Annotated in this window: 23 protein-coding genes; 10 read left to right on the top strand and 13 right to left on the bottom strand. The window is 64.1% G+C overall.

Annotation, left to right across the window (positions count from 1 at the left end):
• The first annotated feature begins 9 nt into the window (after positions 1-9).
• The 4 genes from LJ656_RS09910 to LJ656_RS09895 all read left to right on the top strand — a co-directional run bounded on the left by LJ656_RS09910 (position 10) and on the right by LJ656_RS09895 (position 9,679).
• Entirely contained in the window at positions 10-1,305 is a 1,296-nt protein-coding gene (locus tag LJ656_RS09910; RefSeq protein WP_230509166.1) for a c-type cytochrome, read from the top strand.
• Positions 1,302-1,823 (top strand): (2Fe-2S)-binding protein, encoded by a 522-nt coding sequence (locus LJ656_RS09905; RefSeq protein WP_230509421.1) that lies wholly within the window; start codon positions 1,302-1,304, stop codon positions 1,821-1,823. The genes LJ656_RS09910 and LJ656_RS09905 overlap by 4 nt, the downstream gene beginning before the upstream one ends.
• On the top strand, positions 1,820-4,084 hold the full coding sequence (locus LJ656_RS09900) for a xanthine dehydrogenase family protein molybdopterin-binding subunit (protein ID WP_230509164.1): 2,265 nt from the start codon (positions 1,820-1,822) through the stop codon (positions 4,082-4,084). Before LJ656_RS09905 ends, LJ656_RS09900 begins: the two co-directional genes overlap by 4 nt.
• Positions 4,085-4,513: 429 nt before the next feature.
• Positions 4,514-9,679 (top strand): trifunctional serine/threonine-protein kinase/ATP-binding protein/sensor histidine kinase, encoded by a 5,166-nt coding sequence (locus LJ656_RS09895; RefSeq protein ID WP_230509163.1) that lies wholly within the window; start codon positions 4,514-4,516, stop codon positions 9,677-9,679.
• A gap of 32 nt (positions 9,680-9,711) precedes the next feature.
• Here LJ656_RS09895 and rutF read toward each other — a convergent pair whose 3' ends face one another.
• From rutF to rutA, 5 genes are read right to left on the bottom strand one after another with little or no spacing between them, the layout of a single operon-like run.
• Entirely contained in the window at positions 9,712-10,245 is a 534-nt protein-coding gene (gene rutF, locus LJ656_RS09890) for an NADH-dependent FMN reductase RutF (RefSeq protein ID WP_230509161.1), read from the bottom strand.
• 19 nt (positions 10,246-10,264) lie between these two features.
• The gene (rutD, locus tag LJ656_RS09885; RefSeq protein ID WP_230509160.1) at positions 10,265-11,083 is read right to left on the bottom strand and encodes a pyrimidine utilization protein D; all 819 of its coding nucleotides are present in this window, start codon (positions 11,081-11,083) and stop codon (positions 10,265-10,267) included.
• Between the two features lie 3 nt (positions 11,084-11,086).
• Positions 11,087-11,476 (bottom strand): pyrimidine utilization protein C, encoded by a 390-nt coding sequence (rutC, locus tag LJ656_RS09880; RefSeq protein WP_230509157.1) that lies wholly within the window; start codon positions 11,474-11,476, stop codon positions 11,087-11,089.
• A complete protein-coding gene (gene rutB, locus LJ656_RS09875; RefSeq protein ID WP_230509150.1) occupies positions 11,473-12,261 on the bottom strand; it encodes a pyrimidine utilization protein B in 789 nt (262 codons plus the stop codon). The genes rutC and rutB overlap by 4 nt, the downstream gene beginning before the upstream one ends.
• Before the next feature lie 22 nt (positions 12,262-12,283).
• Positions 12,284-13,378 carry a pyrimidine utilization protein A gene (gene rutA / locus LJ656_RS09870; protein ID WP_230509147.1) on the bottom strand — a complete coding sequence of 365 codons (1,095 nt, stop codon included), beginning with the start codon at positions 13,376-13,378 and terminating at the stop codon, positions 12,284-12,286.
• Positions 13,379-13,672: 294 nt separating this feature from the next.
• On the opposite strand from rutA, the gene rutR reads away from it, so the two are divergent.
• From rutR to LJ656_RS09845, 5 genes are all read left to right on the top strand, one after another.
• A complete protein-coding gene (rutR, locus tag LJ656_RS09865) occupies positions 13,673-14,416 on the top strand; it encodes an HTH-type transcriptional regulator RutR (RefSeq protein ID WP_230509145.1) in 744 nt (247 codons plus the stop codon).
• A gap of 393 nt (positions 14,417-14,809) precedes the next feature.
• A complete protein-coding gene (locus LJ656_RS09860) occupies positions 14,810-15,517 on the top strand; it encodes a gluconate 2-dehydrogenase subunit 3 family protein (protein WP_230509144.1) in 708 nt (235 codons plus the stop codon).
• A 65-nt stretch (positions 15,518-15,582) separates the two neighbouring features.
• Entirely contained in the window at positions 15,583-17,355 is a 1,773-nt protein-coding gene (locus LJ656_RS09855; protein WP_230509142.1) for a GMC family oxidoreductase, read from the top strand.
• 2 nt (positions 17,356-17,357) lie between these two features.
• Positions 17,358-18,671 carry a cytochrome c gene (locus LJ656_RS09850; RefSeq protein WP_230509136.1) on the top strand — a complete coding sequence of 438 codons (1,314 nt, stop codon included), beginning with the start codon at positions 17,358-17,360 and terminating at the stop codon, positions 18,669-18,671.
• A 182-nt stretch (positions 18,672-18,853) separates the two neighbouring features.
• On the top strand, positions 18,854-20,035 hold the full coding sequence (locus LJ656_RS09845) for a porin (RefSeq protein ID WP_230509135.1): 1,182 nt from the start codon (positions 18,854-18,856) through the stop codon (positions 20,033-20,035).
• A gap of 195 nt (positions 20,036-20,230) precedes the next feature.
• On the opposite strand, the gene LJ656_RS09840 is transcribed toward LJ656_RS09845, so the two are convergent.
• From LJ656_RS09840 to LJ656_RS09805, 8 genes are read right to left on the bottom strand one after another with little or no spacing between them, the layout of a single operon-like run.
• Complete coding sequence (locus LJ656_RS09840) at positions 20,231-21,274, bottom strand: asparaginase (RefSeq protein ID WP_230509134.1); 1,044 nt, start codon at positions 21,272-21,274, stop codon at positions 20,231-20,233.
• Positions 21,274-21,678: a non-heme iron oxygenase ferredoxin subunit gene (locus LJ656_RS09835; protein WP_230509133.1), complete on the bottom strand. Its 405-nt coding sequence runs from the start codon at positions 21,676-21,678 to the stop codon at positions 21,274-21,276. Before LJ656_RS09835 ends, LJ656_RS09840 begins: the two co-directional genes overlap by 1 nt.
• A gap of 30 nt (positions 21,679-21,708) precedes the next feature.
• Positions 21,709-22,254: a nuclear transport factor 2 family protein gene (locus LJ656_RS09830; protein ID WP_230509129.1), complete on the bottom strand. Its 546-nt coding sequence runs from the start codon at positions 22,252-22,254 to the stop codon at positions 21,709-21,711.
• Positions 22,251-23,495, bottom strand: a complete 1,245-nt coding sequence (locus LJ656_RS09825) for an NAD(P)/FAD-dependent oxidoreductase (protein WP_230509128.1) — start codon at positions 23,493-23,495, stop codon at positions 22,251-22,253. Before LJ656_RS09825 ends, LJ656_RS09830 begins: the two co-directional genes overlap by 4 nt.
• Positions 23,492-23,821, bottom strand: coding sequence for a cupin domain-containing protein (locus LJ656_RS09820; protein ID WP_230509127.1), 330 nt, complete (start codon positions 23,819-23,821; stop codon positions 23,492-23,494). The genes LJ656_RS09825 and LJ656_RS09820 overlap by 4 nt, the downstream gene beginning before the upstream one ends.
• The gene (locus tag LJ656_RS09815; RefSeq protein WP_230509124.1) at positions 23,818-24,234 is read right to left on the bottom strand and encodes a cupin domain-containing protein; all 417 of its coding nucleotides are present in this window, start codon (positions 24,232-24,234) and stop codon (positions 23,818-23,820) included. Before LJ656_RS09815 ends, LJ656_RS09820 begins: the two co-directional genes overlap by 4 nt.
• A 19-nt stretch (positions 24,235-24,253) precedes the next feature.
• Positions 24,254-24,646 (bottom strand): hypothetical protein, encoded by a 393-nt coding sequence (locus LJ656_RS09810; RefSeq protein WP_230509123.1) that lies wholly within the window; start codon positions 24,644-24,646, stop codon positions 24,254-24,256.
• Between the two features lie 33 nt (positions 24,647-24,679).
• The gene (locus LJ656_RS09805) at positions 24,680-25,948 is read right to left on the bottom strand and encodes an aromatic ring-hydroxylating oxygenase subunit alpha (RefSeq protein WP_230509122.1); all 1,269 of its coding nucleotides are present in this window, start codon (positions 25,946-25,948) and stop codon (positions 24,680-24,682) included.
• Between the two features lie 228 nt (positions 25,949-26,176).
• Between LJ656_RS09805 and LJ656_RS09800 the strand changes: the two genes are divergently transcribed.
• Positions 26,177-26,794 carry a TetR/AcrR family transcriptional regulator gene (locus LJ656_RS09800; RefSeq protein ID WP_230509118.1) on the top strand — a complete coding sequence of 206 codons (618 nt, stop codon included), beginning with the start codon at positions 26,177-26,179 and terminating at the stop codon, positions 26,792-26,794.
• Positions 26,795-26,986: the final 192 nt, after the last annotated feature.

Raw genomic sequence — 26,986 nt, 5'->3', positions numbered from 1 at the left:
GGAGATAGCATGAATCGCAAACGCATTGCGCTGGCCGTTGGCGCGCTCGCGGTCGTGGGGCTGGCGGTGGCGGGCGCCATCATGTACGAGCCTGCGATCGCACCCGTCACGCGCCCGTCCCCCGACAGCTTCGATGCCCAGCTCAAGCAGGAAGGCGCGCGCGTGGTCGCTCTGGGCGACTGCGTGGTGTGCCACACCGCGAAGAACGGCAAGCCGTTCGCGGGCGGCCTGCCGCTCGCCACGCCGTTCGGCACCATCTATGCCACGAACATCACGCCCGACCCGCAAACGGGCATCGGCAACTGGTCGGAGGCGGCGTTCGCCCGCGCGTTGCGTCGCGGCATCGCGCGCGACGGGCATCAGCTTTATCCCGCCTTTCCGTACGTGCACTTCACGCGCATGTCCCAACAAGACGTTTCGGCGGCCTATGCATACCTGATGAGCCGCGAGCCGGTGCAGGCCACCGCGCCCGCGAACGCGCTCGTCTTTCCGCTGAACTTCCGCCCGCTCGTGGCCTTCTGGAATGTGCTGTTCCTGCACCCCGGCCCACTCCAGCCGGACCCCGCGCAAGACGCGCAATGGAATCGCGGCAAGCTGCTGGTGGACGGGCTCGGCCACTGCGCGTCGTGTCACTCGCCGCTCAACGCCATTGGCGGAGAAAAGTCTGGGCAGGCGTTCGACGGCGGCATTGTCGACGGCTGGGACGCGCCCCCGCTCAACGCGCTCTACGCCGCATCGAAACCGTGGACGCGCGAGCAACTCGTCACCTATCTGCGCACGGGCCGCGCTTCCGAGCATGGCGCGGCCGCGGGTCCGATGCTGCCCGTCACGCGCGACCTCGCAACCGTGCCGCAGTCGGACGTCGAGGCGATCGCCACGTACATCCTGTCGCTTCAAAAGGCCGAGGCGCCGCATACGACGCCAACGGCCGCCACGGGCACGATGAGCGCCGCGCACGAAACGACACCGGCCGAGCAACGCGGCGCGGTGCTTTTCAACGCATCCTGCGCGCAGTGCCACGGCAACGGCTCGCCCATGCAGACGATCGGCGAGCGCCCCACGCTCGCCTTCAGTACCGCCATCAACGCCGACACGCCGCGCAACGCGATCCAGATGATCCTGAACGGCATCAACTGGCACGGCGAGGACGCGATGAACTACATGCCCGCATTCAGCGGCATATACGACGACCGCCAAGTCGCCGATCTTCTCGCTTATGTACGCGCGACGTGGTCCGCGAAACCCGCGTGGCCCGACGCCACCCCGCTCGTCGCCAGGCTCAGAAAGGAGGACAGTGCGCGATGATTACCCTGAACGTTAACGGCGTCCCGCACGCGCTGGATATCGACCCGTCCACGCCGCTGTTGTATGCGCTGCGAAACGATCTCAAGCTGCACGGCGCGAAGTTCGGCTGCGGCCTCGGTCAATGCGGCGCATGTACGGTGATCGTCGATGGCGAGGCCACGTTTTCCTGCCTCGTGCCGGTGAGCGCGATTGGCGCGCGTCCCGTACGCACGCTCGAAGGACTCGGCAGCGCCGCGCATCCCGGAGCCTTGCAGAACGCGTTCATCAAGCACCAGGCGGCGCAATGCGGTTACTGCATCGCGGGCATGATCATGCGCGCCCAGGCACTGCTCGATAAGAACCCGCATCCGGGCGAGCAGGAACTGCGCGCTCACATGGAGCCGAACCTCTGCCGCTGCGGCACGCACATGCGCATTCTCGCCGCCGTGCGCGAGGTCGCGGGCATGCCCCAGCCCGCGGTTCAATCCGCTGCGCAGTCCGTCGCTCAACCCCACACCGAAACGAAGGCGCAACGATGAGCCACCAGGACGATTTCGTCGACGAAGGCCGCCGCCACTTCATGATTTCGGGCGCCCTGTTCGTCGCCTTCAGCATGGCGCCAGGCGCCAAGCTGTTCGCCCAGGAAGTGATCGCCGACGAAGGCGCGGCGGTGCATGTCTCGAAGGAGAACCAGGCGCTCGCGGGCAGCCTCAAGACCAACCCGATGCTCGACGCGTGGATCAAGATCACGCCCGAAGGCAAGGTCACCGTATTCACGGGCAAGGTCGAACTCGGCACGGGCGTGCGCACGGCCCTGCTCCAGGTCGCGGCGGAAGAGCTGAATATGGCGCCCGCGCTGATCACCTTCCTGACCGCCGACACCGGCGCGTCGCCCGACGAAGGCCTGACCGCCGGCAGCCACACCATCGCCGACAGCGGCACGGCGCTGCTGAACGCCGCCGCCCAGGTACGCGGCCTTCTTGTGGAAGCCGCCGCGAAGCACTTCAACGTGGACGGCGCGACGCTCGTCGCGAACAACGCGGCGATCCGCGCGCGCGACGGCCGCATGATGAGCTATGGCGAGGCCGTCGGGCTCGTCAACCTCCATCGCAGCGCCACGCCCACTTCGCCGCTCAAGGACCCGAAAACGTTCCGCGTGATCGGCACCTCACTGCCGCGCGTGGATATCCCCTCGAAAGTCACCGGGGGCGTGAGCTACGTTCAGGACATGGAGCTGCCCGGCATGCTGCACGCGCGCGTGGTGATGCCGCCGGTCTACGACGCGCGCCTCACGGCGTACGACGAGGCCGCGGTCATGAAGATGCCCGGCGTGGTCAAGATCGTGCGCAACGGCAGCATGCTGGCGGTCGTGGCGAAAGGCGAATGGCAAGCGGTCAAGGCGCAACGGGTGCTCTCGGCAGGCAGCACCTGGACGAACGGCCGCGCGCTGCCCGATCCTCATACGGTGCATCGCGACCTGAAAGTCATCGCCACGGAGCCCATCAAGATCGCCGATCACCACGCGCCCATGGCGCCCGCCGTCAAGACGCTCAGCGCGCAGTTCACGAAGCGCTACATGATGCACGGCTCGATTGGTCCGTCGTGCTCGGTCGCCCTGTTCGACGGCACGCAGATGACCGTCTGGACGCATTCGCAAGGCGTGTATCCGCTGCGCGACGCGCTCGCCGAAATGCTCTCGCTGCCCAGGGAGCACGTGCGCTGCGCACACGTGGAAGGTTCGGGCTGCTACGGACACAACGGCGCCGACGACGTGGCCGCCCATGCGGCGCTGATCGCGGCGGCCATGCCCGGTCATCCGGTTCGCGTGCAATGGATGCGCGAGCAGGAACATACCTGGGATCACTACACACCTGCCATGGTGACGGAGGTGAAAGCCGCCATCGACGCGAACGGCCGCATCGTCGACTGGAACTACGCGCTGTGGAGCAGTTCGCACAACGAGCGCATCGTCAACGCGGGGCGGCTGTTGCCCGCGCGCATGCTGGAAAAGCCGTTCGTCCCCGCGCCCTCCACGCCGATGCTGCAACCCGAAGGCGGCGGCGACCGCAACGGCATTCCGCTTTACGTGTTGCCGAACATCTACGTGATGAACAACTTCTCGCCGACCATGCCGCTGCAAACCTCGGCCATGCGTTCGCTCGGCGCGCACATGAATGTGTTCTCCATCGAAAGCACGATGGACGATCTCGCCCATATGGCCGGCGTCGATCCCGTCGAGTTCCGCTTGCGGCATCTCGATGACGAGCGCGCGAAGGATGTCATCAAGCTCGCCGCGAAACAGTTCGGCTGGCCGCGCGCGCCGCGCGCCCGCAATCATGGCGTGGGCTTCGGTTTCGCCAAGTACAAGAACCTCATGGGGTACGTGGCCGTTGCCGTCGAAGTCTCGATCGAGCCGGAAACGGGCCAGGTGACGCTCGAACACGCCGAAGCGGCGATCGACTGCGGGCAGATCGTCAATCCCGACGGCATCCGCAACCAGATCGCAGGCGGCATCATCCAGTCCGCGAGCTGGACGCTGCACGAGTCCCTGCAATTCGACACGCAGCGCATCCGCAGCTTCGACTGGGGCACGTACCCCATCCTGCGCTACTCGTCGGTGCCCAAACAGATCAACGTGCACCTGATCGACCGCCCCGGCGCCCCCTTCCTCGGCGCGGCCGAAGCGGCCATGGGACCGACCGCCGGCGCGCTCGGCAACGCGCTGTTCGACGCGAGCGGCAAGCGCGTTCGCGACCTGCCGCTGGCCGGCGACTCGCTGCGCAAGCTCATCGAGGTGTAAACGGCCATGGATGCGCTCGTGTCCGGCGACGCGCATCGGCAGCAGGTCCACCTGGACCTGCGCGACGCCGACAGCGCCCGAATTCGCTAAAAGTTCTTAAATGTTATGAACGCGGGCGGCAAACGCTCGATATGCCGGCGCCCGCCCTGCATACCGCCGCTTAAGCGCGAAAAATAGTCCATTGTGGTATTCCTTGCATACTTCTCCACGAGGTTCTTGCAACGGCACATCCGCGGCCGGTGAGCGCGAAGCCAACAGGCTGCTCATACGGGAAACTCATACGCAGTCGCTTCGTGAAGAAAGCAGTAGCGAAGTCATGGTGAAAATCTATCGAAATCGAGCAGGCGAGAAACAAGGCGCAGCCGGCCGCGCCTTGTCCGCCAATCTCTTATCGATCGTTCAGGAATTCGACATACGCATGGCCATAAAATGACCACGCACGCCAAGCCCTCCAGCCCGGTTGGCGCACAGATTGAGAATGGCACGGCAGCGCACGCCGCTTTCCCGGGCGTGCCGTTCGACATCGCATGGTTCGAGCGCTGCGAGAAGCGCGAACTCGACCATGCCGACGGCGTGACGACCTCCCTGCTTTGCGAGCCCGGTGACGGCAGGTATTGGCTCGCGCGCCATGCTCTGAACACGTCGGCAATCGGCACCGAACGCCTGAAGCGCGAGCTCGTCGTAGGCACGCGAATTCGCCTGCCGTGGGGCCTGCCGCCGGTCGCGACCGTCTGGGGTGGCGAGCGCATCATTGTCGTGTACGAGGCATGCGCGAGCAGCACCCTCTCATCGTCTCTGGAACCTCGGCAACTCACCCTCGAAGCGTTCCTCGCCGTAGCCGCCGGCGCCGCGCGCGCACTCGGCGAAGCCCACTCAGCGGGCCTTTGCCACGGCGATCTGAAGCTGTCCAGCATCGTGCTCGGCGAGGCCCGAGCCGGCATCGAAGCGGACGTTGCAACCCGCGCGACCAGCCTGACCGGTTTCGATCCCGCGGCGCCGCAAACATACCGGGAGCGCCCGAGCGCGCAGCCGTATCTGGCTCCGGAAGCCGCGCTCGACGACGCCCCTGCCGATCACAAAAGCGCGGACCTCTATGCGCTGGGCGTGGCGCTCTACACCCTGCTGACCGGCGAACTGCCAATCGACGCGCAAAGCGCGGCGGGTTGGTATCACGCGCGCCTGGCAATCGAACCCGTTCATCCGCGCCGCCACCGCGCGGACGTGCCCGAGCCGCTTTCCGACGTCCTGCTCAGGCTGCTCGCGAAAGACCCGCGCGTACGGTACGCCACGGCCGCCGCAGCCTATGCGGACTTGCAACGCATCCGCGACTCGCTGTGCGCGCCTGGCGGCGAGGCCCCCTTTGCCGTGGATGCCGGGTCATCGTCTCATCTCCTCGGCATGTCGAGCCGGTTGTTCGGCCGGGCAACCGAGCAAGCCTTGCTCGACGATGCCCTTGCGCGCGTGGCCACGACCGGCAAGACCGAGATCGTGCTGATCTGCGGCAGCGGCGGCTGCGGAAAGTCGGCGCTCGTCGAATCGCTATTCAACGACGTGCAGCGGCGCGGCTCTCGATTCGCGTCCGGCAAGGCCGACAAGCTCCGCACCAATATCCCCTACGCGCCGATCGTTCAGATCGTGCGCGCGTTGACGCAGGCGCTGCTCGGCGAGGACGACAACCTGCTCGCTTCCGTTCGCGAGCGCTGGACCGCGCTCCTCGAGGGGCAAGGGCGAGCGCTCGCCGAACTCGTACCGGAAGTCGAACACATCATCGGCCCCGGCGCGCCGCTTGCCGACGTAGCCGCGCCGCTCGCCCAGGCGCGTCTCGTGCGCGCCCTGCTGCACACGTTCGCGGCGCTCGCGCAGCCGGGCGCACCGCTGGTCATCTTCTTCGACGACGTTCAGTGGGCCGACCCCGCGAGCCTCACGTTCCTGAGGGCATTCTCTGCGCAACCGCCGTCGAACGTGCTGCTCCTTTGCGCGCACCGCGAATTCTCCGTCGACCGGCCTGGCCAGCTCCAGTGGCGGCGCGAGCTCGACGCATGCAAGACGACGCGGGTGACGCCAGTGCGCCTGCAAGCGCTGTCGGTGCGAGACCTCGCCGCGCTGATCGGCGCGACGCTCAACGAACCGGCCGAGCGCGTCGAGCCTCTGGCGCGCGCCGTTCACGCGAAAACGGCCGGCAATCCGTTCTTCTCGCGCCAGCTCCTGCGCATGCTGATCGACGACGATGTGCTGAGCTACAGCGTCAAAGCCGCAGCCTGGATCTGGGACGAAGCGAGCATCGCGCGCCGCCTTTACTCCGACAACGTGATCGATCTGCTGATTCGCCGCTTCGATCGATTTGCGCAGGAAAGCACCAAACTGGTTGAGTGGCTCGCCTGCGTCGGGACACGCTGTGACGTGGCATTGCTCGCGCAAATAGGCGGCGTGACACCAGACGAGGTTCATGAGCGTCTTCGTCCGTTCGTCGACGCCAATCTGCTGGCGGCACAACCCGAGGCTTATGCGTTTTTGCACGATCGCGTGCTCGAATCCGCTTACGCGCGCATCGAAGCACAAACGAAGCCGCACTATCACGAGCGTATCGCCTCCGTGATGATCGACTACTGGCGTGCGCGTCTTCCCGAGTATGCGTTCGATATCGCCAGTCAGATCGAGCGCGCGCCCAAAGAGGCGCTCGAACCCGCAACGCGGATTGCCTATGTGCGCGTATTGATCCTGGCGGGCAAGCGCGCGCGTAACGCCGCTGCGCTGGACCAGGCGACCGAATATGCGAACGCGGCCCTCGGCATGGTCGATGAACAGTGGTGGTCGAACCACTACGGCCTGACTTACGGAGCCCAACTGCTGCACTGCGAGTGTTTGCTGGCGCAAGCCAGACTCACGGACGCCCAACAACGCATTGACGCGTTGCTCGCCCACCCGCTCGCGATTCTCGACCGGGCCGACGTGCATCGGCTCAAAGCCGTCTTGCAGACCGTGCAATCCGATTACGAAGGCGCTTTGTCCACCGCACTGACCGGGCTTTCGCTGCTTGGCGTGCATCTGCACCGCTCGCCGACCGCCGAGCAGATGCGCGCCGCGTGCGAGTCGGTGCAGATCGCGTTGCGGGGCCGCGCGATTGCCAGCGTGCGCCATCTTCCGCGTTGCGAGGACCAGCGCATTCAGGTTGTCATGGGCCTGCTCGCGACGCTCACGTCCTCGTTCTTCGTGACCGACGGACTCGGCATCCTGCATCTTGCCAAGATGGTCGAACTCACGCTCGAACATGGCGTGACGCCGGAGTCGCCGCATGGCCTCGCGTGGTTCGGCGTCCTCTTCGCGGGCATATACGAAGCCGCCGACGAAGGGCTCGCCTACGGACAGGCCGCGCTGGCGCTGGTCGATCAGCACGGTTTCGAAGCGCAGCGCGTGGCCACGCTCGTTGCCATCGATCAGGTCAGCGTATGGACACGCCCGCTCTCCTTCGCCCTGGAGCACGTGCGGCGAGCGCGCGTGCTGGGACGAGCCTCGGGCGACATCGGCATGGCCTGTTACGCGTGCAATCACATCGTCTCCGACCTGATTGCCATGGGCGAGAATTTGTCGCTCGTCGACGAAGAGGTCGAACGGGGACTCGAACTCACAGCGATTATCCAGTACCGCGATATCGAAGCGGTCCTGCTGGCGCAACGCGATTTCGTCCACCAGTTGCAGCGAGGAAAGGACAGCACGGATCGCCCTGAGCAGACCGGCGCGGCGGTTTCGCAAATCGCCCGCTTCTTCCTTTACTTTTACGGTGGCCTCGGGAAGTTATTCGCCGGAGATTATTCCGCCGCGCGCACTCGCCTCGACAATGCGAGCGCGCTCGCCTGGACCGTGCCCGCGCATATCAACGTGGCCGATTGCCGTTTGTATGGCGCGATCGCGATTTCCCGCGGCCAATGCACCTCGCACGACAGCGCGCTTTTCGAGCTTCGCACGCAGCGCGGCCAGTTCGCGCGATGGGCCAATCAAAACGGTGCGACGTTCCGCAACAAGCTCCTCCTGATCGACGCCGAAATCGCGCGGCTCCAGGGCGATGCCTTCGGCGCGCTGGTGGCTTACGAGCAGTCCGCGCAAGCCGCTGAAGCAGCGGGATTCATGCACGAACAGGCGCTCGCGCACGAATTCGCGGGCGAGCTTTGCATGACGCATGCGCTAAATTCCTCCGCGCGCCATCACTTGCGTCAGGCGGCGATCTGCTATCGCCGCTGGGGCGCGTCGTTTCCCGAGGAGCGTATTCACGAGCGCCACCCGCAACTGGCGTCCCTGGCTACCGACGAAGCGAGCCCGCGCAACGCAGCGCGGCAGCAGCCCTTTGTCGATCTGGGCGTCGAAGCCGCGAAGGCGATTTCGGGCGAAGCGGTGACCGATCGTCTGGTCGAGAAGCTGCTCACCGGCATCACCATGTACGCCGGGGCCCAATACGGCCTGTTGCTGCTCATGCACGACGACGGGCCGAAAATCGAAGCGTTGGCGCGCGTGGAAACGAATCACGTGGTCGTCACGCTCAGCGGCGCTGCCCCCGACGATGACGCGTTGCCGCTGGCCGTGCTCAATAGCGTCGTGCGTACTCGCAAGACGCTGGTGTTTGCGGAAGCGAGCGTCGAATCGCCATCACTGCGCGCGCGAACTTCCGCCGGACGCACGCAACGCTCCGTGCTTTGCATGCCGCTCCTGCGTGGCGGCTCGCTCGTTGGCATCGTCTATCTGGAGAACAGTCTCGCGCCGGGCGTCTTTGACCAGAACCGCGTCGCGGACCTCGAAGTGCTCGCGCCGCAGGTGGCGGTTTCGCTCGAAACCGCGCGACTCTACGAAAGGCTCGTCGAGGAAAGCGAGCATCGCCTGAATGCGGAAGTCAGCCTGCGCTCCGCGCGTGACGAACTCGCCCGCACCTCGCATCTCACGGTGATGGGCAACGTGGCGGCTTCGATAGCCCACGAGGTGAATCAACCGCTCTCCGCCATCACTACTTCGGTCGACGCCAGCCTGCGCTGGTTGCAGCGCGCCACGCCCAATCTCGAGGAAGTCGCCGCGGGCCTCGTCCATATCAAGCGAACGAGCCTGCGTGCGGTCGAGATCATTCGCGCGTTGCGCGCACTCGCCAAGCAGGCACCCGCGATTCTCGCGCCGCTACGCATGGACGACGTCGTGCGCGACGTGCTGGACCTTCTCCACCTCGGAGCCGTGGCGCAGCAAATCAGCGTCGCCACCCAACTGGAAGCAGGCGACGCGATCGTTCAGGCGGACCGCATCCAGCTGCAGCAGGTGGTGCTCAATCTGTTTACCAATGCCGTGGAGGCGATGAGCGAAACGCCGCTTGAAACGCGTACGCTTGCGATCGCCACGCGGGTTGTCGAAGGTAAGGTCGTGATGTCCGTGCGCGATCGCGGCACGGGAATTCCGGCCGACGTGCTGGAGCGGATTTTCGATCCGCTCTATACGACGAAATCGTCGGGCATGGGGATGGGGCTCGCGATCTGCCGCTCCATCGTCGAGAGCCACCACGGCACGCTCGATGCCTTTAACGTGCAGCACGGCGCCGAGTTTGTCATGACGCTGCCCGTCGCTTAGCGCGATCTTATGCCCCAGCGCCCGCAGCACCGCTACGAACCGTCCGTCTGCAGTTCATGATAGCGGCGAGCGCAATACATCAGCGCGCCCGCCCGCATCTGTGTCTCGATCGCCGTCACCTCGCAGAACAGCACGTCGTGCGTACCCACTGCCGTGCCGCCGACGATGCGGCAGTCGAACGACACCGTCGCGTCGTCGAGCAACGGCGCGCCGGTTGCCGCGATACGCCAGTGCGCCGCGTCGAATCGTTCGGCCATCGGCGTCTTGCCGCCGAACAGCGTCGATAGCGCCTGGTGCCGTGCATCCAGCACGTTCACGCACAACACCGCGTTGCGCGTCACCGCTTCGTACACCGACGCGTTGCGGTTCACGCAGACAAGCAGCGTCGGCGGTTCATCCGTGACGCTGCACACGGCCGATGCGGTGAAGCCCGCGCGCCCCGCGGCGCCATCGGTCGTGACGATGTTGACCGCCGCGCCGAGTCTGGACATCGCGTCACGAAAGCTCGCCTTGCACACCGGCATGCCGCGCGCGGCGGCTGCGTCGGCCGCGATTGCCTGGGTCATGTGGCTCTCTCCTTGTGCGTCAGCCTTCGCGTACCACCCCCGAGCGCGCATGCGCGTCGACGATGAACTCCGTGAGCATCGCGTTGAATGGCTCCGGACACGTCACGTTGCATGCATGTCCGCCGTACGGCATCGTGCGTAACGTCGCCTGCGGCAAGCCGGCTTCGAGCAGCGCCGAAGCGCTCGACGGCACCAGCACGTCGTCGGATGCGGCAACCAGCAGTGTCGGCGCCGCGATCGACCCGAGCCGCCCGCTGATGTCGAACGCGCTCAACGCGCGAATTCGCGCCAGCATGGTATCGACGCCCGGAAACGATTCGATCGCATGGCGCACCTCGGCTTCGACGCGCTCGCCGTGCGTCTCCATCCACACCGGCGGGTACAGAAAGATCGGTTGCGCGTCGACATAGGCTTCGACACCGGCGTGCTGCAGCAGCCGCAGACGCGCATCGAAGCAGCGCCGCGTCGCGGCCCGCATGCTCGGCCACGCATTGACGAGCGTCAGGCTCGCGACGCGCTCCGCTGCATCGAGCGCCAGTTGCATTCCGACGAGGCCGCCGAGCGCATGCCCGACGAAGTGGCAGCGCGCGACCTCGGCGTCGTCGAGAATTTGCCGCACATCTTCGGCCATCCGAGCAATCGTGTAGTCGCGCGGCAACGCGTCCCGGCTGCGTCCCGTGCCCCGCTGGTCGTACACGATCACCGTCGCGCCTCGCGCGCCGAGCGCGGCACTCTGCTCGCGCCAGTACGACGCCAAACCGCCGAGGCCGGACGACAGCAGCACCGTGGGCGCATCCGCGACTCCACGGTGCTGCACTTCGTAAAAGACCGTGCGCATCCGCTACGCTCCGTCGCCGATATGCGCGATCGACGCAATCTCCACCAGCGCGTCTTCTTTAACGAGACCGCACTGGATGCAATAGCGCGCGGGTTTCTCGCCCGGAAAGAACTCCGCATACACGCTGTTGATCGCCGCATAGTCCGACCAGTTACGCAGCATGATCATGTTGAATGCGACGTCGGCCATCGTGCCGCCCGCCTCCGCAACCACTCGCGAAATGGTCTCCAGCACATGGCGGGTTTGGGCCGCCGCGTCGCCGACATGCACGACGTTGTTCTGATCGTCGAACGGCAAGGTGCCCGACACGTAGAGCGTGTTCTGCGCGAGCACGCCGGGAACGAACGGTGCGATCGGCGTGCCGGAGCCTGCGGGAATGATCGACTGCTTCATGCGAGTTCTCCTGAGTGTTCGGGTTGCGACGGACGGCCGGTTTTCGTTGCTTCATGCAGGCCTTGCATGGCCTCGATGAAAGTCTGCGTATCCGACGTCCAGCCGAAGAACGTTTCGACGTTGTATTCGGTCGCGTCCTGCATCGCCTTGCCGCCCAGGTCGTGGGTCGCGTCGCGCAGCATGACAGCGAAATATTCGAGGTGAAAAGCGTCGCGCAACGTCGATTCGACGCATACGTTGGTTGCGATGCCGGTGAAAACCAGGCTGCGTATGCCGCGCGCGCGCAACGTGCTGTCGAGCGTGCTGTTGAAGAATCCGCTATAGCGCGTCTTGGGCACCACCAGATCGCCCGGCAACGGTTTGAGTGCGTCGACCAGTTCGTAATCCCAGCCGCCCTTGGCGAGGAAGCGCCCGTGTAGTTCCGGGCGGCGGCGCATCGTCTTCAGCGCATTCGACTTGTGCCAGTTCGGCGAGCCTTCCCCACCCGCTTCCTGATACGCGGCGTCCCAGCCGTTTTGCAGGTACACGACCGGCATGCCGGCATTGCGCGCGGCATCGGCGAGCGCCGCGATGTTGGCGATCACCCGCTGCGCGCCCGAGATATCGAAACCCGCGGTATCGACGTAACCGCCGAACGATGCATAGGCGTTCTGCATGTCGACGATGATCAGCGCGGTCGCCGACGCATCGAGCGCGAGCGGTTCGGGCCGGCATCGCAGAACGACTGGCGTGTGCGGCGTGCGCGTGCCGAAGGTGCGAATCGGAGTCAAGGTGTCTTCTGTCATCATCTGTTCCGTCGATGGGAAATCAGGCGGCAAGCGAGCTGACCGGCGACTGAACCGCAGTGCGGCTTTTCATCAGCGGCTGGATGCGCTCGCCGAACTGCGTGACGCCTTGCACGAAATCGTCGAAGGTCAGCAGCACGCCTTCGGTGCCCGGCACCGTCGCAACTTCGTCGAGCATGCGGGCCACGCTCGCGTACGAGCCGACCAGCGTCCCCATGTTGATGTTCACCGCCGAAGTCGGATCGGCCATCTGCCGTACGTTGGTGTCGCCGCCCGAGCGCTTGTCGGCCGCCGCCTGCTCGCCGAGCCACTGCACGGCTTCGTGATCGACGCCGTCCTTGTAGTGCTCCCATTTGGCGCGTGCCAGTTCATCGGTTTCGTCGGCGATCACCATCATCAGCACATAGGTCGACACGTTGCGTCCGGTCACGCGCGTCGCGTCGATCAGCCGTTGCGCGGCGGGCGCGAACGCGGTCGGCGTGTTAACGCCCTTGCCGAAACAGAAGTTGTAGTCCGCGTATTTCGCCGAGAACTCCATGCCCGCATCGCTCGCGCCCGCGCAGATCACTTCGACCGGCGCGGCGGGACGCGGGCTCAGGCGGCAATCGTCCATCGCGAAGTACTCGCCTTTGAAATCGGAGCGACCTTCGGACCACAATTCGCGCATCACCTGGATGTATTCGGACAGATACGCATAGCGCGTACCGAAGAACTGGTCGCCCGGCCACATGCCCATCTGCGAATACTCGGGCTTCTGCCAACCCGTCACCAGATTGACGCCGAAGCGGCCATTGGATATCGAATCGATGGTGGACACCATGCGCGCGACGATCGCGGGCGGCATCACGAGCGAAGCGGCGGTCGCATACAGCTTGATCTTCGAGGTGACCGCCGCGAGCCCGGCCATCAGCGTGAACGATTCGAGGTTGTGATCCCAGAACCCGGTTTTGCCGCCGAAGCCACGCAGCTTGATCATCGATAGCGCGAAGTCGAAGCCGTAGTGCTCCGCACGTTGCGTGATCTCGCGATTGAGTTCGAAACTCGGCATGTACTGCGGTGCGTGCTCGGAGATCAGCCAGCCGTTGTTGCCGATGGGAAGAAAGACGCCAACTTTCATGTCATCGCTCCGGAGGTATGTGGCGTTCAGCTATTCAGACTTCGTGCCAGCTTGCCGAAACCCTTGAGAATCATGGCGTTCGCCCTGTTTATCTGGTTTTGTCTGGACCATTTGGTCCATCACGGAGCACATGGTTGGCGCATCGCCGCACGCAGAATGGGCGCTCACGCACCATCGCTTCGCATCGGCCACCGCGGGTGGGCCGCGTCCGCGTGACGTTCCATCGAAGTTCTAACCATTTGGTGCAAATTGGCACAGTCGTTGCGTTCCGTTGGCATGAACGCCGGAACGCGCGTGCTATATTCCGGCGCTCCCTTCAATCACTTCGATACCGACACCGAGACGATGTCACAGGCGCCCGGCAAAGAACTGACAAGCGCACCGCGACGCAAACGCAGCGAGGCGAGCGAGGCGCGCCGTCAACGGCAGATCGACGAAAAGCGCCGCAACATCCTGAACGCCGCGCTGGAGCTTTTTTCCACCTTCGGCTTCCACGGCACCAGCGTCGATCAGATCGCCGAGCGCGCCGACGTTTCCAAGGGCAATCTGCTCTATTACTTTCGCAACAAGGACGATCTGTATGCTTCGCTGCTGCGCGATTTGTTGGCGCTCTGGCTTGAGCCGCTGCGCGCGTTCAGCGTCGAGCAGGACCCGGTCGAAGCGATCCCCGCGTACATCCATCAGAAGCTGATTGCGTCGCGTGACAATCCGGCCGCCTCGCGTCTGTTCTGCATCGAGATCATGCAAGGCGCGCCGGTGTTCGGCAACGAGTTGCTAGCGAATCTCAAGGTACTCGTGCAGGAAAAGCAGGCGGTCATCGAGCAGTGGATCGCGGACGGCAAGCTCGCGCCGGTGACGCCGCACCATCTGATATTTTTTCTGTGGGCGACCACCCAGCACTACGCGGACTTTTCGTTCCAGGTGGAAGGGCTGACCGGCAAGACGTTGAAAAACCGCAAGTTCTTCGCCGAGGTGGAGCGGAACCTGTGCGACATCGTGCTCGCCGGCATCTTGCCGCGTACCGGTTGCAAGGCCTGACACGTACCCGATCGGGCTCTGGTGCAAATCATCGATATAGACACGATATTTTGTTATATAGAGGATGCCTGATCAGGAGGACAGGACGGCCGTCGAGACAGCGTGCGAAAAGATATCTTTGAGGTGCAGTATTTCGACGATTCTTTTATGCGAGACAAACAAAGGAGTCAAGGCGAGTCCAATATATTTTACGAACCAACGTGCGGCTATCCCAGAAGTCAGTGGGATGAAAGAATAAAAAACTCTCCTAAGTAAGATGCAATTTTTTTGTTTTAAAAAATTTAACTTCTGACTAAACTGGGTCTGTCCGCGAGACTATATCTATCGACCGAGTCAGACTGGCAGCAGCATTGTTAAAAGCATGTCGCGTTCTGCGTCTATCTGGAGGACGAAGTGCTACGGCGAAAATTTCTCTCGTCAATGCTGATGTTCGCGGCGACCGTGGTGGTAGCCAAAGCCAAAGTAATTTACGGTGGCATGCCATGGGTCAAGGACCCAGTCGTGCTGCCCGAACCCGTGACACCGGATGGCTGGAAATACCTCACCGCTGACGAAGCGGCGGCGCTCGAAGCAATCGCGGACCGTTTGATTCCACACGATGAGATCAGCATCGGCGGCAAGGAAGCGGGATGTGCGCTGTTTATCGATCGCCAGTTGAGCGGGGACTTCGGTAACGCCGTGATGCAGTACCGACTCGGCTCCTTTACGCAGGGCACGCCGCAACAGGGCCCGCAGTTTAGCGACACACCTGCGCAGCGCTACCGCGCCGGCCTCGGCGCACTCGACACGCACTGCAAGAAAACATTCGATGGAAAAGCGTTTCAGGCGCTTTCTCCGACCCAGCAGGATGCGCTATTAACGCAACTCGAATCGGGCGAGCTCGCACTCGGTTCGGTCGATTCAAAGGCATTTTTCAACATGCTGCTGCAGAACGTGCGCGAAGGCTATTTTGCCGACCCGATCTACGGTGGCAACAAAGACATGGCGGGCTGGAAGATGCTCGGTTTTCCCGGCGCGCAATACGACTTTCGCGACGTGATCGGCCGCCGCGGCGAAGACCTGAAGATCATCCCCATCAGCCTCATCAACAGCAAGAACTGAGCAGCCGCAGCCGGCGTCGGCGGATATAACGAGCATCACCCCCCATCGCTTTTGCGGAGAGTGACATGGCAAACAAGCGTGCCAAGGTTGACGCCGTCATCATAGGTTTGGGTTGGGCCGGGTCGTTGATGGCGAACGAACTCACGCAGGCGGGCCTGAATGTGGTCGCAATCGAACGCGGCGCCTGGCGTGACACCAGCAGCGATTTCCCCACCACGATCAGTACCGACGAGTTGCGCTTCGCCACGCGCCGCGCCCTACTGCAGCCGCCCGCGGTCGAAACGCTGACGTTCCGCAATAACGTCAATCAGACCGCGCTGCCGTTGCGTGAGCTGAACACCTATCAGTTCGGCTGGGGAGCGGGCGGTGCGGGCACGCACTGGAACGGCATGACGTGGCGCTTCCTGCCGACCGATTTCAAGACCTACACGAATACCGTCGAGCGCTATGGCAAAGGCCGGTTTCTCGAGGGTATGCAGGTGCAGGACTGGGGCGTGACTTACAGCGATCTCGAACCGTTCTACGACAGATTCGAGCGGCTCGCGGGCACGTCCGGTCGCGCGGGCAACATCCAGGGCAAGATCCAGGAAGGCGGCAATCCGTTCGAAGGTCCGCGCAATCGCGACTATCCTCTGCCACCGCTCGAGCGCACCCAGGCCGCGATGATCTTCGATAAAGCCACACGCGGACTCGGCTATCACCCGTTTCCGGTGCCGGCCGGCAACACATCGGGCGCGTATGTGAACCCGCTCGGCGTGCGGATGGCGCCTTGCACGTATTGCGGCTACTGCGAGTTCTTCGGTTGCGGCAACTGGTCGAAGAGCAGCCCGCAGGCGTGCATTCTGCCCGCGCTAATGCAGCGCACGAACTTCAGCGTAATCAGCGAGGCCGAGGTACTGCGCGTTAATCTCACCGATGACAAAAAGACCGCCACCGGCGTCACCTTCATCGATCACGAGAACAACGAGTGGGAACAACCGGCGGACATCGTCGTCATCGCCGCGTACCAGATGGACAATGTGCGCCTGATGCTGCTCTCGGGTATCGGCAAGCCGTATAACCGCGATACCGGCGAAGGCGTGGTGGGTCGAAACTACGCCTATCAGACCATAGCCGGCGCATCGGTGTTTTTCGAAAACGAGCGGCTGAATCCCTTCATTGGAGCCGGTGCGCTCGCGCAGGCTATCGACGACTTCAATGGCGATAACTTCGACCATTCGAACCACGATTTCATCGGTGGTGGAGTCGCGCTGATCCATTCGACCAATGGTCGACCGATCGGACTCGCCGGCGGTGTTCCGCCGGGGACGCCCCGGTGGGGCAGCGAATGGAAGAAGGCGTATCAGCATGCGTACCAGAACTTCAATTCCGTGTACTGCATGGGTAACAGCTATCCGCATCGCGACGTGTTTCTCGATCTCGATCCGACCTACAAGGATCGCCATGGCCAGCCACTGTTGCGCGTGACCTTCGACTGGATCGAAAACGACAAGCGTTCGGCCCGGTTCATGGCGGACAGGTCGGTGGAGATTGGCCATGCGATGGGGGCAAAGACAGTAGTGCGCAGCGAGCCGACCGCGAAGCCGTTTTCGCCGATGGACAACTTGTCGTCGCATACGACCGGTGGCGCGATCATCGGCGACGATCCGAAGACGAGCGCGCTCAATCGCTATCTGCAGAGCTGGGACGTGCACAACACGTTCGTGGTCGGTGCGTCGGCATTCGCGAATAACGGCGGCTACAACCCGACAGGTACGGTCGCCGCATTGACGCTGTGGGCAGCGGAGGCGATCAAGGCGACGTATCTGAAATCGCCGGGTCCTCTGGTGAAGGGGTGATCATGGACAGGAAAAAGACCTTGATTGCCGTCGTGACCACGCTTGCGGTCGCCGCCTCGGCTTTGTTCGCAGCGGGCCACGCCGGCAGCGTCGACGCGCAAACAGCAGCCGCGCCGCGGCCGGCCGCACCCAAGCCGGGCGATGACGCTGTCGCGCGGGGCATGTATCTCGCGCGTCTGGGTGACTGCATCGCGTGTCACACCGCCGAAGGCGGCAAGCCGTTTGCGGGCGGCCTGCCGCTTCAGACGCCGTTCGGCAAGCTGATTTCGAGCAACATCACACCGGACAAGGAAACTGGCATCGGCGAGTGGACCGACGAAGAGTTCATTCGCGCGGTCCGTCAAGGCCGCGGCCGGCACGGCGAGTTTCTGTACCCCGCGATGCCGTACACCGCGTACGTGAGGATCAAGGATCAGGATATCCGCGATATCAAGGCATATCTGGATACCGTGCCTGCGGTTCACAATCCGGTCGTGTCCAACCAGTTGCCATTCCCGTTCAATATCCGTTGGCTGATATTCGGCTGGAACCTGCTGTTCTTCGACAATACGCCGTTCAGGCATGACGATACGCAGTCAGTGGAATGGAATCGGGGCGCGTATCTGGTGCAGGGCCTGGGTCATTGCGGCGCGTGTCATACGGCGAAGAATTTCCTCGGTGGCGACAGGGCGCCGTTGCAGGGAGGTCTGCTGCAGGGGTGGTTCGCGCCCGAGATCACGAGCAACACCTACACCGGCCTGGGCAACTGGACGCCGGAAGAGATCGTCCAGTATCTGCAGACGGGCGGCAATGCGCGCAGCGTCGCGTCGGGCCCGATGGCCGAAGCGGTAACCAACTCGCTCCAGTACGCGACGACGCAGGATCTGCATGGGATGGCGGTGTATCTGAAGAGCTTCCCCGGATCGGACAACAGGCCACCGGCACCGCTCGATGCGAGTAATCCAGTGATGGCAGCCGGTCACGAACTGTTCATCGCCAATTGCATCGCGTGTCATCGCTCGTCGGGCACGGGGGTGTCCGGGATGGTGTCGTCGTTGAGCAGCAACTCCGGCATTCAGGCGCCGGTAACAACCAACCTGTTACGCACCATCCTCGTCGGCAGTCGCGGGGCAGTGACGCACAGTAATCCGACCGGAGCGGCGATGCCGAATTTCAGCTGGAAACTTTCCGATGCCGAGGTCGCTGCGGTCGGCACCTATGTGCGTAACAGCATGGGCAATGCCGCGGCGGCCGTCAGCGCCGACGACGTGAAGCGGGCGCGCGAAAGCCTGGGCGCCCAGGCGCCGCTGGGGACCAGGCAGAGCGCTGCGCGGTAGAACGCAAAGCCGGAGCTTTTTTGGTAGCATCCAGCGCCTTCAGATGGTGAGAGCATCTGACCGGTTCGGATGGACGTGATAAAGATCGGTCCGATCCACCGCGTTAAGAACCGAAAAACATCGCTGCGGGTGCTTCCGGGGTATGGAGAAGCGCACGACCAGTACAACTGACGAAATGTATCGTGAAATTCAAACTTGCTCCTCTTGCCCGGCCGTTGATCCTGTGCGCCGCGACCGTATCGTCGCCGGCATTCTCGCAAAGCAGCGTCACCCTGTATGGGAACGTCGACGAAGCAATCGTGTACGCGAATAATCAGAATGGCCATTCGAACGTGTACATGCGGCAAGGCAATCTGTATGCGTCCAAGTTTGGACTGAAGGGAACGGAGGTGCTCAGCCCGACCCTGCGCGCGATTTTCGACCTGCAGCAAGGCTTCGATCCCGGGACCGGGGCCGAGCAAACGCCGGGGCTGGCATTCAACCGGTACGCGTATGTCGGGTTGCAGGACACACAGATCGGTACGTTGACCATGGGTCGTCAGTACACGCCGTACTATCTGCTCATGGGGGTGTTGGGGCCGGTGACCTACCTGACTGGCGCAACCGGTGCACACCCTGCCGATATCGATGGATTCGACACCGACATTCGTGCAAACAATTCGGTAACCTATGCATCGCCCGCGATATATGGAATTCGTGGCAGTGTGCAGTACGGCTTCGGCGGGGTGCCTGGCAGCGTGCAAAGCGGCAGTCTCATAAGTGCGGCACTGCGTTATGACGGCGGTCCGCTTGCAGCCGGCGTCGGGTACATCCGCATGTACAACACGGGCAACGTCGAGGGGAGCTTCGATCCGAACGCCAGCGCACAATTTTCTCACTCAGTGGTGAACAATGGATATCTGTCCGCGCGCGTCGTCCAGCACCTCGCCGCTGCCGCCAACTATACGTTGGGCAATATTGTGTTCGGCCTGAACTATTCGAACGTGATCTATCAGCCCGACGGTCATTCGCTTTTCAGCGATACCGCTGTGTTCAATACCTACGGTGCGCTGGTAAGTTACAAGGCAAGTACCCGGGTCGATCTGGCAGCCGGCTATAGCTTCACGCACGCTTCGTCTGCCAATGGAATTGATGACGCAGCCCGCTACCAGCAGGTATCGCTCAAGGAGCTGTACCACCTGTCGCAACGCACTACGCTCTATGCGCTGCAGGCGTTTCAGCACGCGTCGGGGCACACGCTCGGCATTGGCGGCAGCGGAGATATCATCGATGCGAGGCCGGCCGTGGGGGACTCGCAGAATACGACTCCGTCTTCAACGCCGAATCAATTTGTCGCGATGTTTGGGCTGGCGATTGCTTTTTGATAAGAGGCTTTTCATATCAGCCTTTTCCGATAGAGAGGCATACGACATCTGGAACGTCGTGTGCCTTCGGCAGGTTCCGCGCCTCCCTCGAGTCGAATACTTTTGCACTCCTATTCCCTCTCCTTGTATTGAGGCGAGCAATCACCGAGGCGGTCATGGCTAATAGCGCTCCCGGTGGATTCACACGAACCTGTCTTACGCCTCGTCGATCCATCGCTGGATCTGCAAGCGATCGGTCGTACAACTGAGCGCCAGCATCAGCACAATGCGCAGCTTCTGCGGGGCGAGATCGCCGCCCGCGAGCACACCGGCTGCTTCGAGAAACGCCTGCAGCGGCACCTCGCCGCGCGGCGCGCGGCTCGACTGCACCACCACCACGCCGCGTTGCGCCGCTCGCGCGAGCGCGGCCTGCTCCGCGGCGGCCGGGCGGCCGGGCACGAGGCCCGCGCTCACGATCGCGCGGCTGCCCGCCGCCACGAAGGCTTCGATCGCAACGGCGTCGGCGCCCGCGTAAGAGAGCACGATATCCACGCGCGGCAGCGTGTCGAGCGCTTCCAGGTCCAGCGGCAAGCGCAGCGCGGTGTTGGCGCGCCGGCGCCGCATCACGACGCGGCCCGACGCTTCCACCCGACCGAGCGCACCAAAAGGCGGCGCCTCGAATGCGCCCAGCTCGAAACTTGCAGCCTTTGTCACGTCGCGCGCGGCGAATATCTGGTTGTTCATCACCACCAGCACGCCCTCGCCGCGCGCCGCGTCGGACTGCGCGAGCGCGAGCGCCGCGCGCAGGTTGCCGGGCGCGTCGCTGCCGGCCGTGTTCAGCGGCCGCTGCGCGCCCGTGATGACCACCGGCACATCGAGGTCGAGCAGCAGGTCGAGGCACCACGCGGTTTCCTCGAGCGTGGCGGTGCCATGCGTGACGACGAAGCCCGCAATGCCGGTGTCGGCCGCGGCCGTGAGCCGGATCAGCTTTGCGAGCGCGAGCCAGTCGGCGGGCGTGATGGCCGTGCTGCCGAGCGCGCGAAACGGCACGGGCACGAGTTCCACGGCGTCGGCGACGTTGCCGAGGCCGCCCATCTCGTCCATGAGCGCGTCGATCGAACGAACGACGCCGCTCTCGCCATACTCGATCCAGTCGAAGCGGTGCCGCGCCTGCATCGCAAAGGTGCCGCCCGTGCCGATCACCGCGACGCGCGGCTTGCCCGCCGCGCCCGTCGAGCCGCGATTGCGTTGCGTCTGCATCACGCTTTCTCCTGCAAGGCTTCGGTGTTGACGTACACCACGCCGTCTTCGACCTTCACCGCATGGCAGCGGGCGTCCCGAGAGAGCGGCGCGCACATCGCGCGGCCATTGCGCACGTCGAACAAGCCGGCGTGCAGCGGACACTCCACCTCATGGCCCTCGAATTCACCTTCGGAAAGGCGCGCGTGGCCGTGCGTGCAGATGTCGTCGAGCGCATAGACCGTGCCGTCCACGTCGAACAGCGCCAGCTCGTGCCGATCGATCCGCACGCCGCAACTCGCCCCGCCTGCAAAGAGCGCGGCGGCCTCGCCGGCGCGATACCAGCGCACCGGCTGGGCGCCCTGATCGGACTCGCTTTGGGCCACGCCGAGGGTCTCGTCTCCAGAAACGGTCAAGGTACACATAGTCAGGACTCCTTCTGCGAATTCACGCAATCATGGTTGCGCCACGCGCGCCGCATCGAGCGCCGCGAGCGTCGCGGCAAGCGGGGCCGTTCCGGCGCCGGGCGCTGCAAGGTGGATCTGTTCGAACTTCATGTAAGTGCAACGCCATGCGCCGTCGTCATCGCGCCGGTAGCGCTCGCGCGTGACGGCGGCGAGCAGCACGACTTCGCGCGTGTCCTCGCGCATCGCGAGCTGCCACAGGCGCCAGGTGCCGCTCGCCTCGTCTGCGCGGATTTCGAGCCGCGGGCTGCCGTAGTAATGCGCCGCAAAGCACCACGGCGAGCGCTTGAACCACTCGTGCAGCTGCGCGCGGCCCACCAGCGAGTCGCCGAAGCCCGCGCCGCCCTCCCACACCGCGTCTTCGGTAAAGCACAGCGCCTGATCCCATGCCACCCGCGCCATCACGTCGGCGGGCTGGCGTTCGTGGGTGCTCGTGTATTTCGCGTCGGCAAGCGCCGCGTAACGCGCCTTGAGTTCGCGAATTGCTTCGAGGGCTTCGAGGCGCGCCACGCGCTCGTGCAGGCTTGCGTCGTTCATTGCGCAAGCTCCCTGAGTGGGATCGACGCGTCGGCAAGCCGCTCGGGCGCCGGCTTGGCGCGCCTGGCAACGAGTGCTTCGAGATGGCGGCGCTCGCGGCCGTTGTCGATCAACACGCCTCCCGTCACGCACCCTTCGCGCAGCAGCAGCACAGTGGACGGATGAGCATCACGCGTTGCGCGCACGCACACCTCGTCGTCGCGGGAAGGCAGACCGACGACCTGGACGTTGTGCCCGGCCTGGTCGGTCCACATCCACGGAATCTCCATATAGGGCTCGTCGCGCCCCATGATGAAGCCCGCCACGGCCGCGGCCTGATTTTCGGCATTGCGCCAGGTTTCGAGGCGCACCGGCTTTCCGTAAAGCGGATGCCACGTTTGCGCGACGTCGCCCGCCGCGTAGCACCACGGCGCTAGCGGGCTGCGGCAGCGCTCGTCCACGCTTACCCCTTCGCGCGAGGCGAGGCCTGTGCCATCCAGAAAGCCCACCGCGCATTCAATACCGACCGCCACGAGCACGCGCTGGGCCGGCACCGCGAACGTCGTACCGTCCTCGCGCATGGCCTGCACGATATAGCCGGACTCGCCCTGAGCGGGCGCGATGGCGCGCACCTGCACGCCGGTTTCGATGCGCACGCCTTGTGCTTCGTGCCGCTCGCGCAGCCATGCGGAAAGCGCGGGCGGCAGGCTGCGCGCAAGAATACGCTCGCCGGCCTCGAGCACGGTGACCTCGATGCCGAGCGCGCGCGCGCTGCTCGCCACCTCCATGCCGATCACGCCCGCGCCGACGATGGCGATGCGCTTTACGCTGCGCAACGTTTCGGCAAGCGCGAGGCCGTCGTCGAGCGTGCGCAGACCGATCACGCCAGGCAGCGTCGCACCCGGCACGTCGAGCATCCGCGGGACGCCGCCGCTGGCAACGACGAGTTCATCGAAGCCGAGGCTCGTGCCGTCGTCGAGCGAGAGCCGCCGCGCCTGCGCGTCGACGCTCGTGACGCGCGCATGCACACGCTCGACGGTGCTGGCGTCGTCCCAGAACGAAGCGGGGCCGAGCATCAGTTCGTCACTGCGCTTTTCGCCGAGCAGCAGCTCTTTCGACAGCGCGGGCCGTTCATAGGGCGCGTGCGGCTCATCGCCGACCAGCGTCAGCCGGTCGCGATAGCCAAGCGCGCGCAGGTGCTGCGCCACGCGCCCGCCGGCATGCCCCGCGCCGACGATCACCACATGCCGCGCGGCGCTCATGATATGACCGCCTCGCCGGCCGCGAAGCCGCCCTGCTTGATCACGCGATACAGCACCCCCGTGGCGGACGTGCAGGTCCATGCCCGCGCCGCGCCCGGCGGAATGATGATGGCTTCGCCAGCCGAGAGGCGATAGTGCTCGCCAGCCGCTTCAATACTGAAGGTGCCCTCGAGAATTGCCGCCACTTCTTCGCCCGCCAGTCCGGCGGCCGCTTCGATCCGCTCGCCGTCCAGCAACTCGCGGATGCTCATGTCGAACGCCGAACCGTGTGTAGCGGGCTCTGCTTGCCTGACGTGCAGGCAGGGCTGCAAGGACGATTCGCTCATGACTGCTCCTTGCGCTCGGCGAGCGGATAGTAAGGCACCGTGTCTTCCGCGCCATATTCCCTGCGCGGCGGCGTCACCGCATTCAGACGCAGGCTCATGCCAGCGGGCTCGAAGCGGTTGCGGCCGTAGTGCGGCGTGTCGGCGGGAATCAGCAGCGCTTCGCCCGCGTGCATCGGAAATTCGGCGTCCGTGGCGGCGCCCTCGCCCGTGAACACCGAGCAGCCGCCGCTCACCTGCAGCGATGCTTCCTCGCCGTGCTGATGCGATTTGGCCGGCAGCGCGCGGCCGGCGGTCTCGATGAACTTCACGACCGCAACGCTCATCGTCTGACCGAAGAGATGCTTCATATAGAGGCCATCAGCCACGACTTCCTTGAGGTTGTCGTCGATGGCGAAAACGCGGCATTGACTCATGCTTGTCTCCTTGCGCCGCTCACAGCGCGGGCGACATGACGAAGGCCTCGTCGGCGACGAAACGGCGCGGGTCGAACCCGTCCACCACGGCCTGCTGCTGGTAGAACTCGACGGCCGGCGCGACTTCGGCCAGCGACAGCGTCAGGCACATCAGCGCGCGCGCGTCGGGCGGCAGAGCGTTCATGTCGAAGCGCTCGAGCCACGCGAAAATGCGCTCCATCTCAGGCAGCATCGCGGCCACGAACGCGCGGATCTCGTCCATCGTCGCGGCATGGCGGCGCACGTTGCGCGCGGTTTCCGTATCGAGTGCCCAGCTGGCGAACGGCTGCAGGCTCGCGAATTGCGCGGGCAGATCGGGCACCGGCGCGGAGGTGGCGCGCAGCGCCTCGATATTGATGATCTTCGTTTCCATAGGGGTCCTCGGGATTTCCAGACAGGCGTGAGTTCAGAGGGCGGCGGCGACGAGCCGGTCGACGACGTGCGCGCCATGGCGGACGAGAATTTCGCTATCCTGGAGAATCATGTGCGATTTCGCCCCCGTTTCCGCGGCGCGCTGGGTGCGCTCCAGCGTGCTCATGTCTTCCAGCAGCACGTCGCGCAGCGCGACCTTCATGTATTCGAGGAAGAAACGCCCGCCGGCGGTGGTCATCTCGGGGTAATACACGCGGCCTTCGAACAATGTCTTGTTGTGAGAGAGGGGCCGGAAGTTGTACGCCTGGCAATAGTTCGGGCGCAGCGAGACATAGAAGTCGGGAAATACGACGTTGATGTCGAACAGCCAGTTTTCGCTGTTCGTCCAGTTCACGCCCTTGGGCAGCGCGTCGAGCGGAAACTCATGTTTCGCGCTGCCGATCGCCGCGCGCAGGGCCGCTGCCGCAATCGGGCGGGTTTGCGCGGATTCGGCCAGCGCCTGCTCGGCGGCGGCGCCGCCCGAGGTCGCGGCCTTGGGGTTGCCATACACGGACTTCTGGTTGCCGGCGAGCGAAAGGCGCCGGTGCAGGTCGCCGCACACCACGTCGAGCGGGCGCATGCTGCCGCCTTCGCTGCGGTCGATGGCGTCGGCAATCGAGCGACCGTGCACGTAGGCGACGTGGTAAGCCTCCTGGAACGCGTCGAGCGCGAGCTTCCAGTTGCAGTTCACGACGCTCGTCCACTGAAAGCCGCAGGTGAGCTTGTCGAACGGGTAGCCCTCCACTTCGCCATAGACCGGCCGCATGAACTCGGCCAGCGACTGCGCCGGCTGCGGATCCATGTTCACGAAGATAAAGCCTTGCCATACGTCGCACGACACCTGGGCGAGCCCGTAGTCCTCGCGCTTCATGTCGAAAAAGCAGTCTTCGTCGGGCACGCCGGTCAGCTTGCCGTCGAGGTCATAGGCCCAGCCATGGAACTTGCAGAAGAATTTGCGCGTGTGGCCGCACTTGTCGTACACGAGCTGGTTCATGCGGTGCGCGCACACGTTGTGCATCGCGCGAATCTGCCCGGCCTTGTTGCGCACCACGATGATCTCAGTGTCGCAAGCAGCCAGTTCCTTCACGAAATAGTCGCCCGGCTGCGAAATCTCTTCGACACGCCCTACCTGCAGCCAGGTCTTCTTGAAGATCTGCGCTTTCTCGCGCTGGTAGTACTCCGGCGACACGTAGGGCTCGAGCGGAACCGGGCCTTTGCCAAGCTCGGGATAGCGGTCCGTGAGGAAAAACGTTTCGGGTTTCATGCTGCAATGCCTCCGTTCGATCATCGTTCAAAACTAAATGGCATTCTGTTTTGAACGATTGATCTTGTCAAGCACCGATTTATTCGCGCACCCATTCGACGCCGGGCGGCAGGACGCGGGGGACAAGCCTGGTAAAATAACGAACGCAACCCGGTCATGAACCACGCGCCGGGATCGACCGCTCAACGACAGGGCCGCGCAGGAAGCGCGGCCGCACAGGGGACATGGATGGCACAAGTCAAAAAAGCGGACGTGCGCGACGCAATCGTCGCCGCCGCATTCGATCTGTTCTGCCGCAAGGGCTACACGGCGACGACCATGACGGAAATTGCCCGCGCCTCGGGCATGACAGTCGCGAACCTGTACGTGTATTTCGATTCGAAACTGCTGATCTTCTACGAGATCTATACGCCGTGGCTGATGCAGCAGCTCGAGACGCTGCGCGACGCGGTACGCAAGTTCCCCACGCCGCGCACGCGCCTGCGCCGCATCGTGCTGGGGCTTTGGGGCGATATTCCGGCCGCCGACTACTCGTTCGCGAACGCCATGATCGAAGCGCTCGCGAGCGCACCGCGCGGCACGCCCAAGCCCAACGACCTGCTCGCGCGCTGCGAAGACTTCGTAACGGAGCTGATCGTCGAGAGCCTGCCGCCCGAGCTTGCCCCTGTGGCCGCCAACAAGCTGCTCGCGCATGTGTTGTGGATGGCGCACGACGGCTTTGCGATCAACAGCCGCATCGGCGATACGCGCGACCTCGAGGCCGTTGCGGCGCTGATGGTGGACCTCATACTGGGGCCCGAAGCACCGGCGCCACGCACGCGTCGCAAGCGCGCGGAAATCGTATAACTAATACCATTCGAAAAACGTGCGGGCCGCGTGCTCGCCGCGGCGCCCCGACCTCGCGCGGGAGATCCGAAATCCTCTGTTTTCTAGGCTTTTTCCGAATTCATCGCACATCAAGGCAGCGAGACATTTCATCTAGCTCAGGGTTAACTCCGGTTTGATCTCAACAATAATGAATGCGACTATTTATTAAGC

The organism is Paraburkholderia sejongensis (assembly GCF_020880815.1).
Lineage (GTDB): Bacteria > Pseudomonadota > Gammaproteobacteria > Burkholderiales > Burkholderiaceae > Paraburkholderia > Paraburkholderia sejongensis.
Note: the sequence above shows the minus strand (reverse complement) of the source record. Positions and strands in the feature narration are given on the sequence as shown.

Bases quoted from the DNA above. Each gene is read 5' to 3' on its own strand.
- LJ656_RS09855 (WP_230509142.1), top strand. From the start codon at position 15,583: ATGGCAAACAAGCGTGCCAAGGTTGACGCCGTCATCATAGGTTTGGGT.
- LJ656_RS09805 (WP_230509122.1), bottom strand. From the start codon at position 25,948: ATGAAACCCGAAACGTTTTTCCTCACGGACCGCTATCCCGAGCTTGGC.
- rutB (WP_230509150.1), bottom strand. From the start codon at position 12,261: ATGACAGAAGACACCTTGACTCCGATTCGCACCTTCGGCACGCGCACG.
- LJ656_RS09910 (WP_230509166.1), top strand. From the start codon at position 10: ATGAATCGCAAACGCATTGCGCTGGCCGTTGGCGCGCTCGCGGTCGTG.
- LJ656_RS09815 (WP_230509124.1), bottom strand. From the start codon at position 24,234: ATGAGTCAATGCCGCGTTTTCGCCATCGACGACAACCTCAAGGAAGTC.
- LJ656_RS09825 (WP_230509128.1), bottom strand. From the start codon at position 23,495: ATGAGCGCCGCGCGGCATGTGGTGATCGTCGGCGCGGGGCATGCCGGC.
- LJ656_RS09820 (WP_230509127.1), bottom strand. From the start codon at position 23,821: ATGAGCGAATCGTCCTTGCAGCCCTGCCTGCACGTCAGGCAAGCAGAG.
- LJ656_RS09905 (WP_230509421.1), top strand. From the start codon at position 1,302: ATGATTACCCTGAACGTTAACGGCGTCCCGCACGCGCTGGATATCGAC.
- LJ656_RS09840 (WP_230509134.1), bottom strand. From the start codon at position 21,274: ATGCAGACGCAACGCAATCGCGGCTCGACGGGCGCGGCGGGCAAGCCG.
- LJ656_RS09850 (WP_230509136.1), top strand. From the start codon at position 17,358: ATGGACAGGAAAAAGACCTTGATTGCCGTCGTGACCACGCTTGCGGTC.
- LJ656_RS09830 (WP_230509129.1), bottom strand. From the start codon at position 22,254: ATGAACGACGCAAGCCTGCACGAGCGCGTGGCGCGCCTCGAAGCCCTC.
- LJ656_RS09835 (WP_230509133.1), bottom strand. From the start codon at position 21,678: ATGTGTACCTTGACCGTTTCTGGAGACGAGACCCTCGGCGTGGCCCAA.
- LJ656_RS09900 (WP_230509164.1), top strand. From the start codon at position 1,820: ATGAGCCACCAGGACGATTTCGTCGACGAAGGCCGCCGCCACTTCATG.
- rutC (WP_230509157.1), bottom strand. From the start codon at position 11,476: ATGAAGCAGTCGATCATTCCCGCAGGCTCCGGCACGCCGATCGCACCG.
- rutD (WP_230509160.1), bottom strand. From the start codon at position 11,083: ATGCGCACGGTCTTTTACGAAGTGCAGCACCGTGGAGTCGCGGATGCG.
- LJ656_RS09810 (WP_230509123.1), bottom strand. From the start codon at position 24,646: ATGGAAACGAAGATCATCAATATCGAGGCGCTGCGCGCCACCTCCGCG.
- rutA (WP_230509147.1), bottom strand. From the start codon at position 13,378: ATGAAAGTTGGCGTCTTTCTTCCCATCGGCAACAACGGCTGGCTGATC.
- LJ656_RS09895 (WP_230509163.1), top strand. From the start codon at position 4,514: ATGACCACGCACGCCAAGCCCTCCAGCCCGGTTGGCGCACAGATTGAG.
- rutF (WP_230509161.1), bottom strand. From the start codon at position 10,245: ATGACCCAGGCAATCGCGGCCGACGCAGCCGCCGCGCGCGGCATGCCG.
- LJ656_RS09800 (WP_230509118.1), top strand. From the start codon at position 26,177: ATGGCACAAGTCAAAAAAGCGGACGTGCGCGACGCAATCGTCGCCGCC.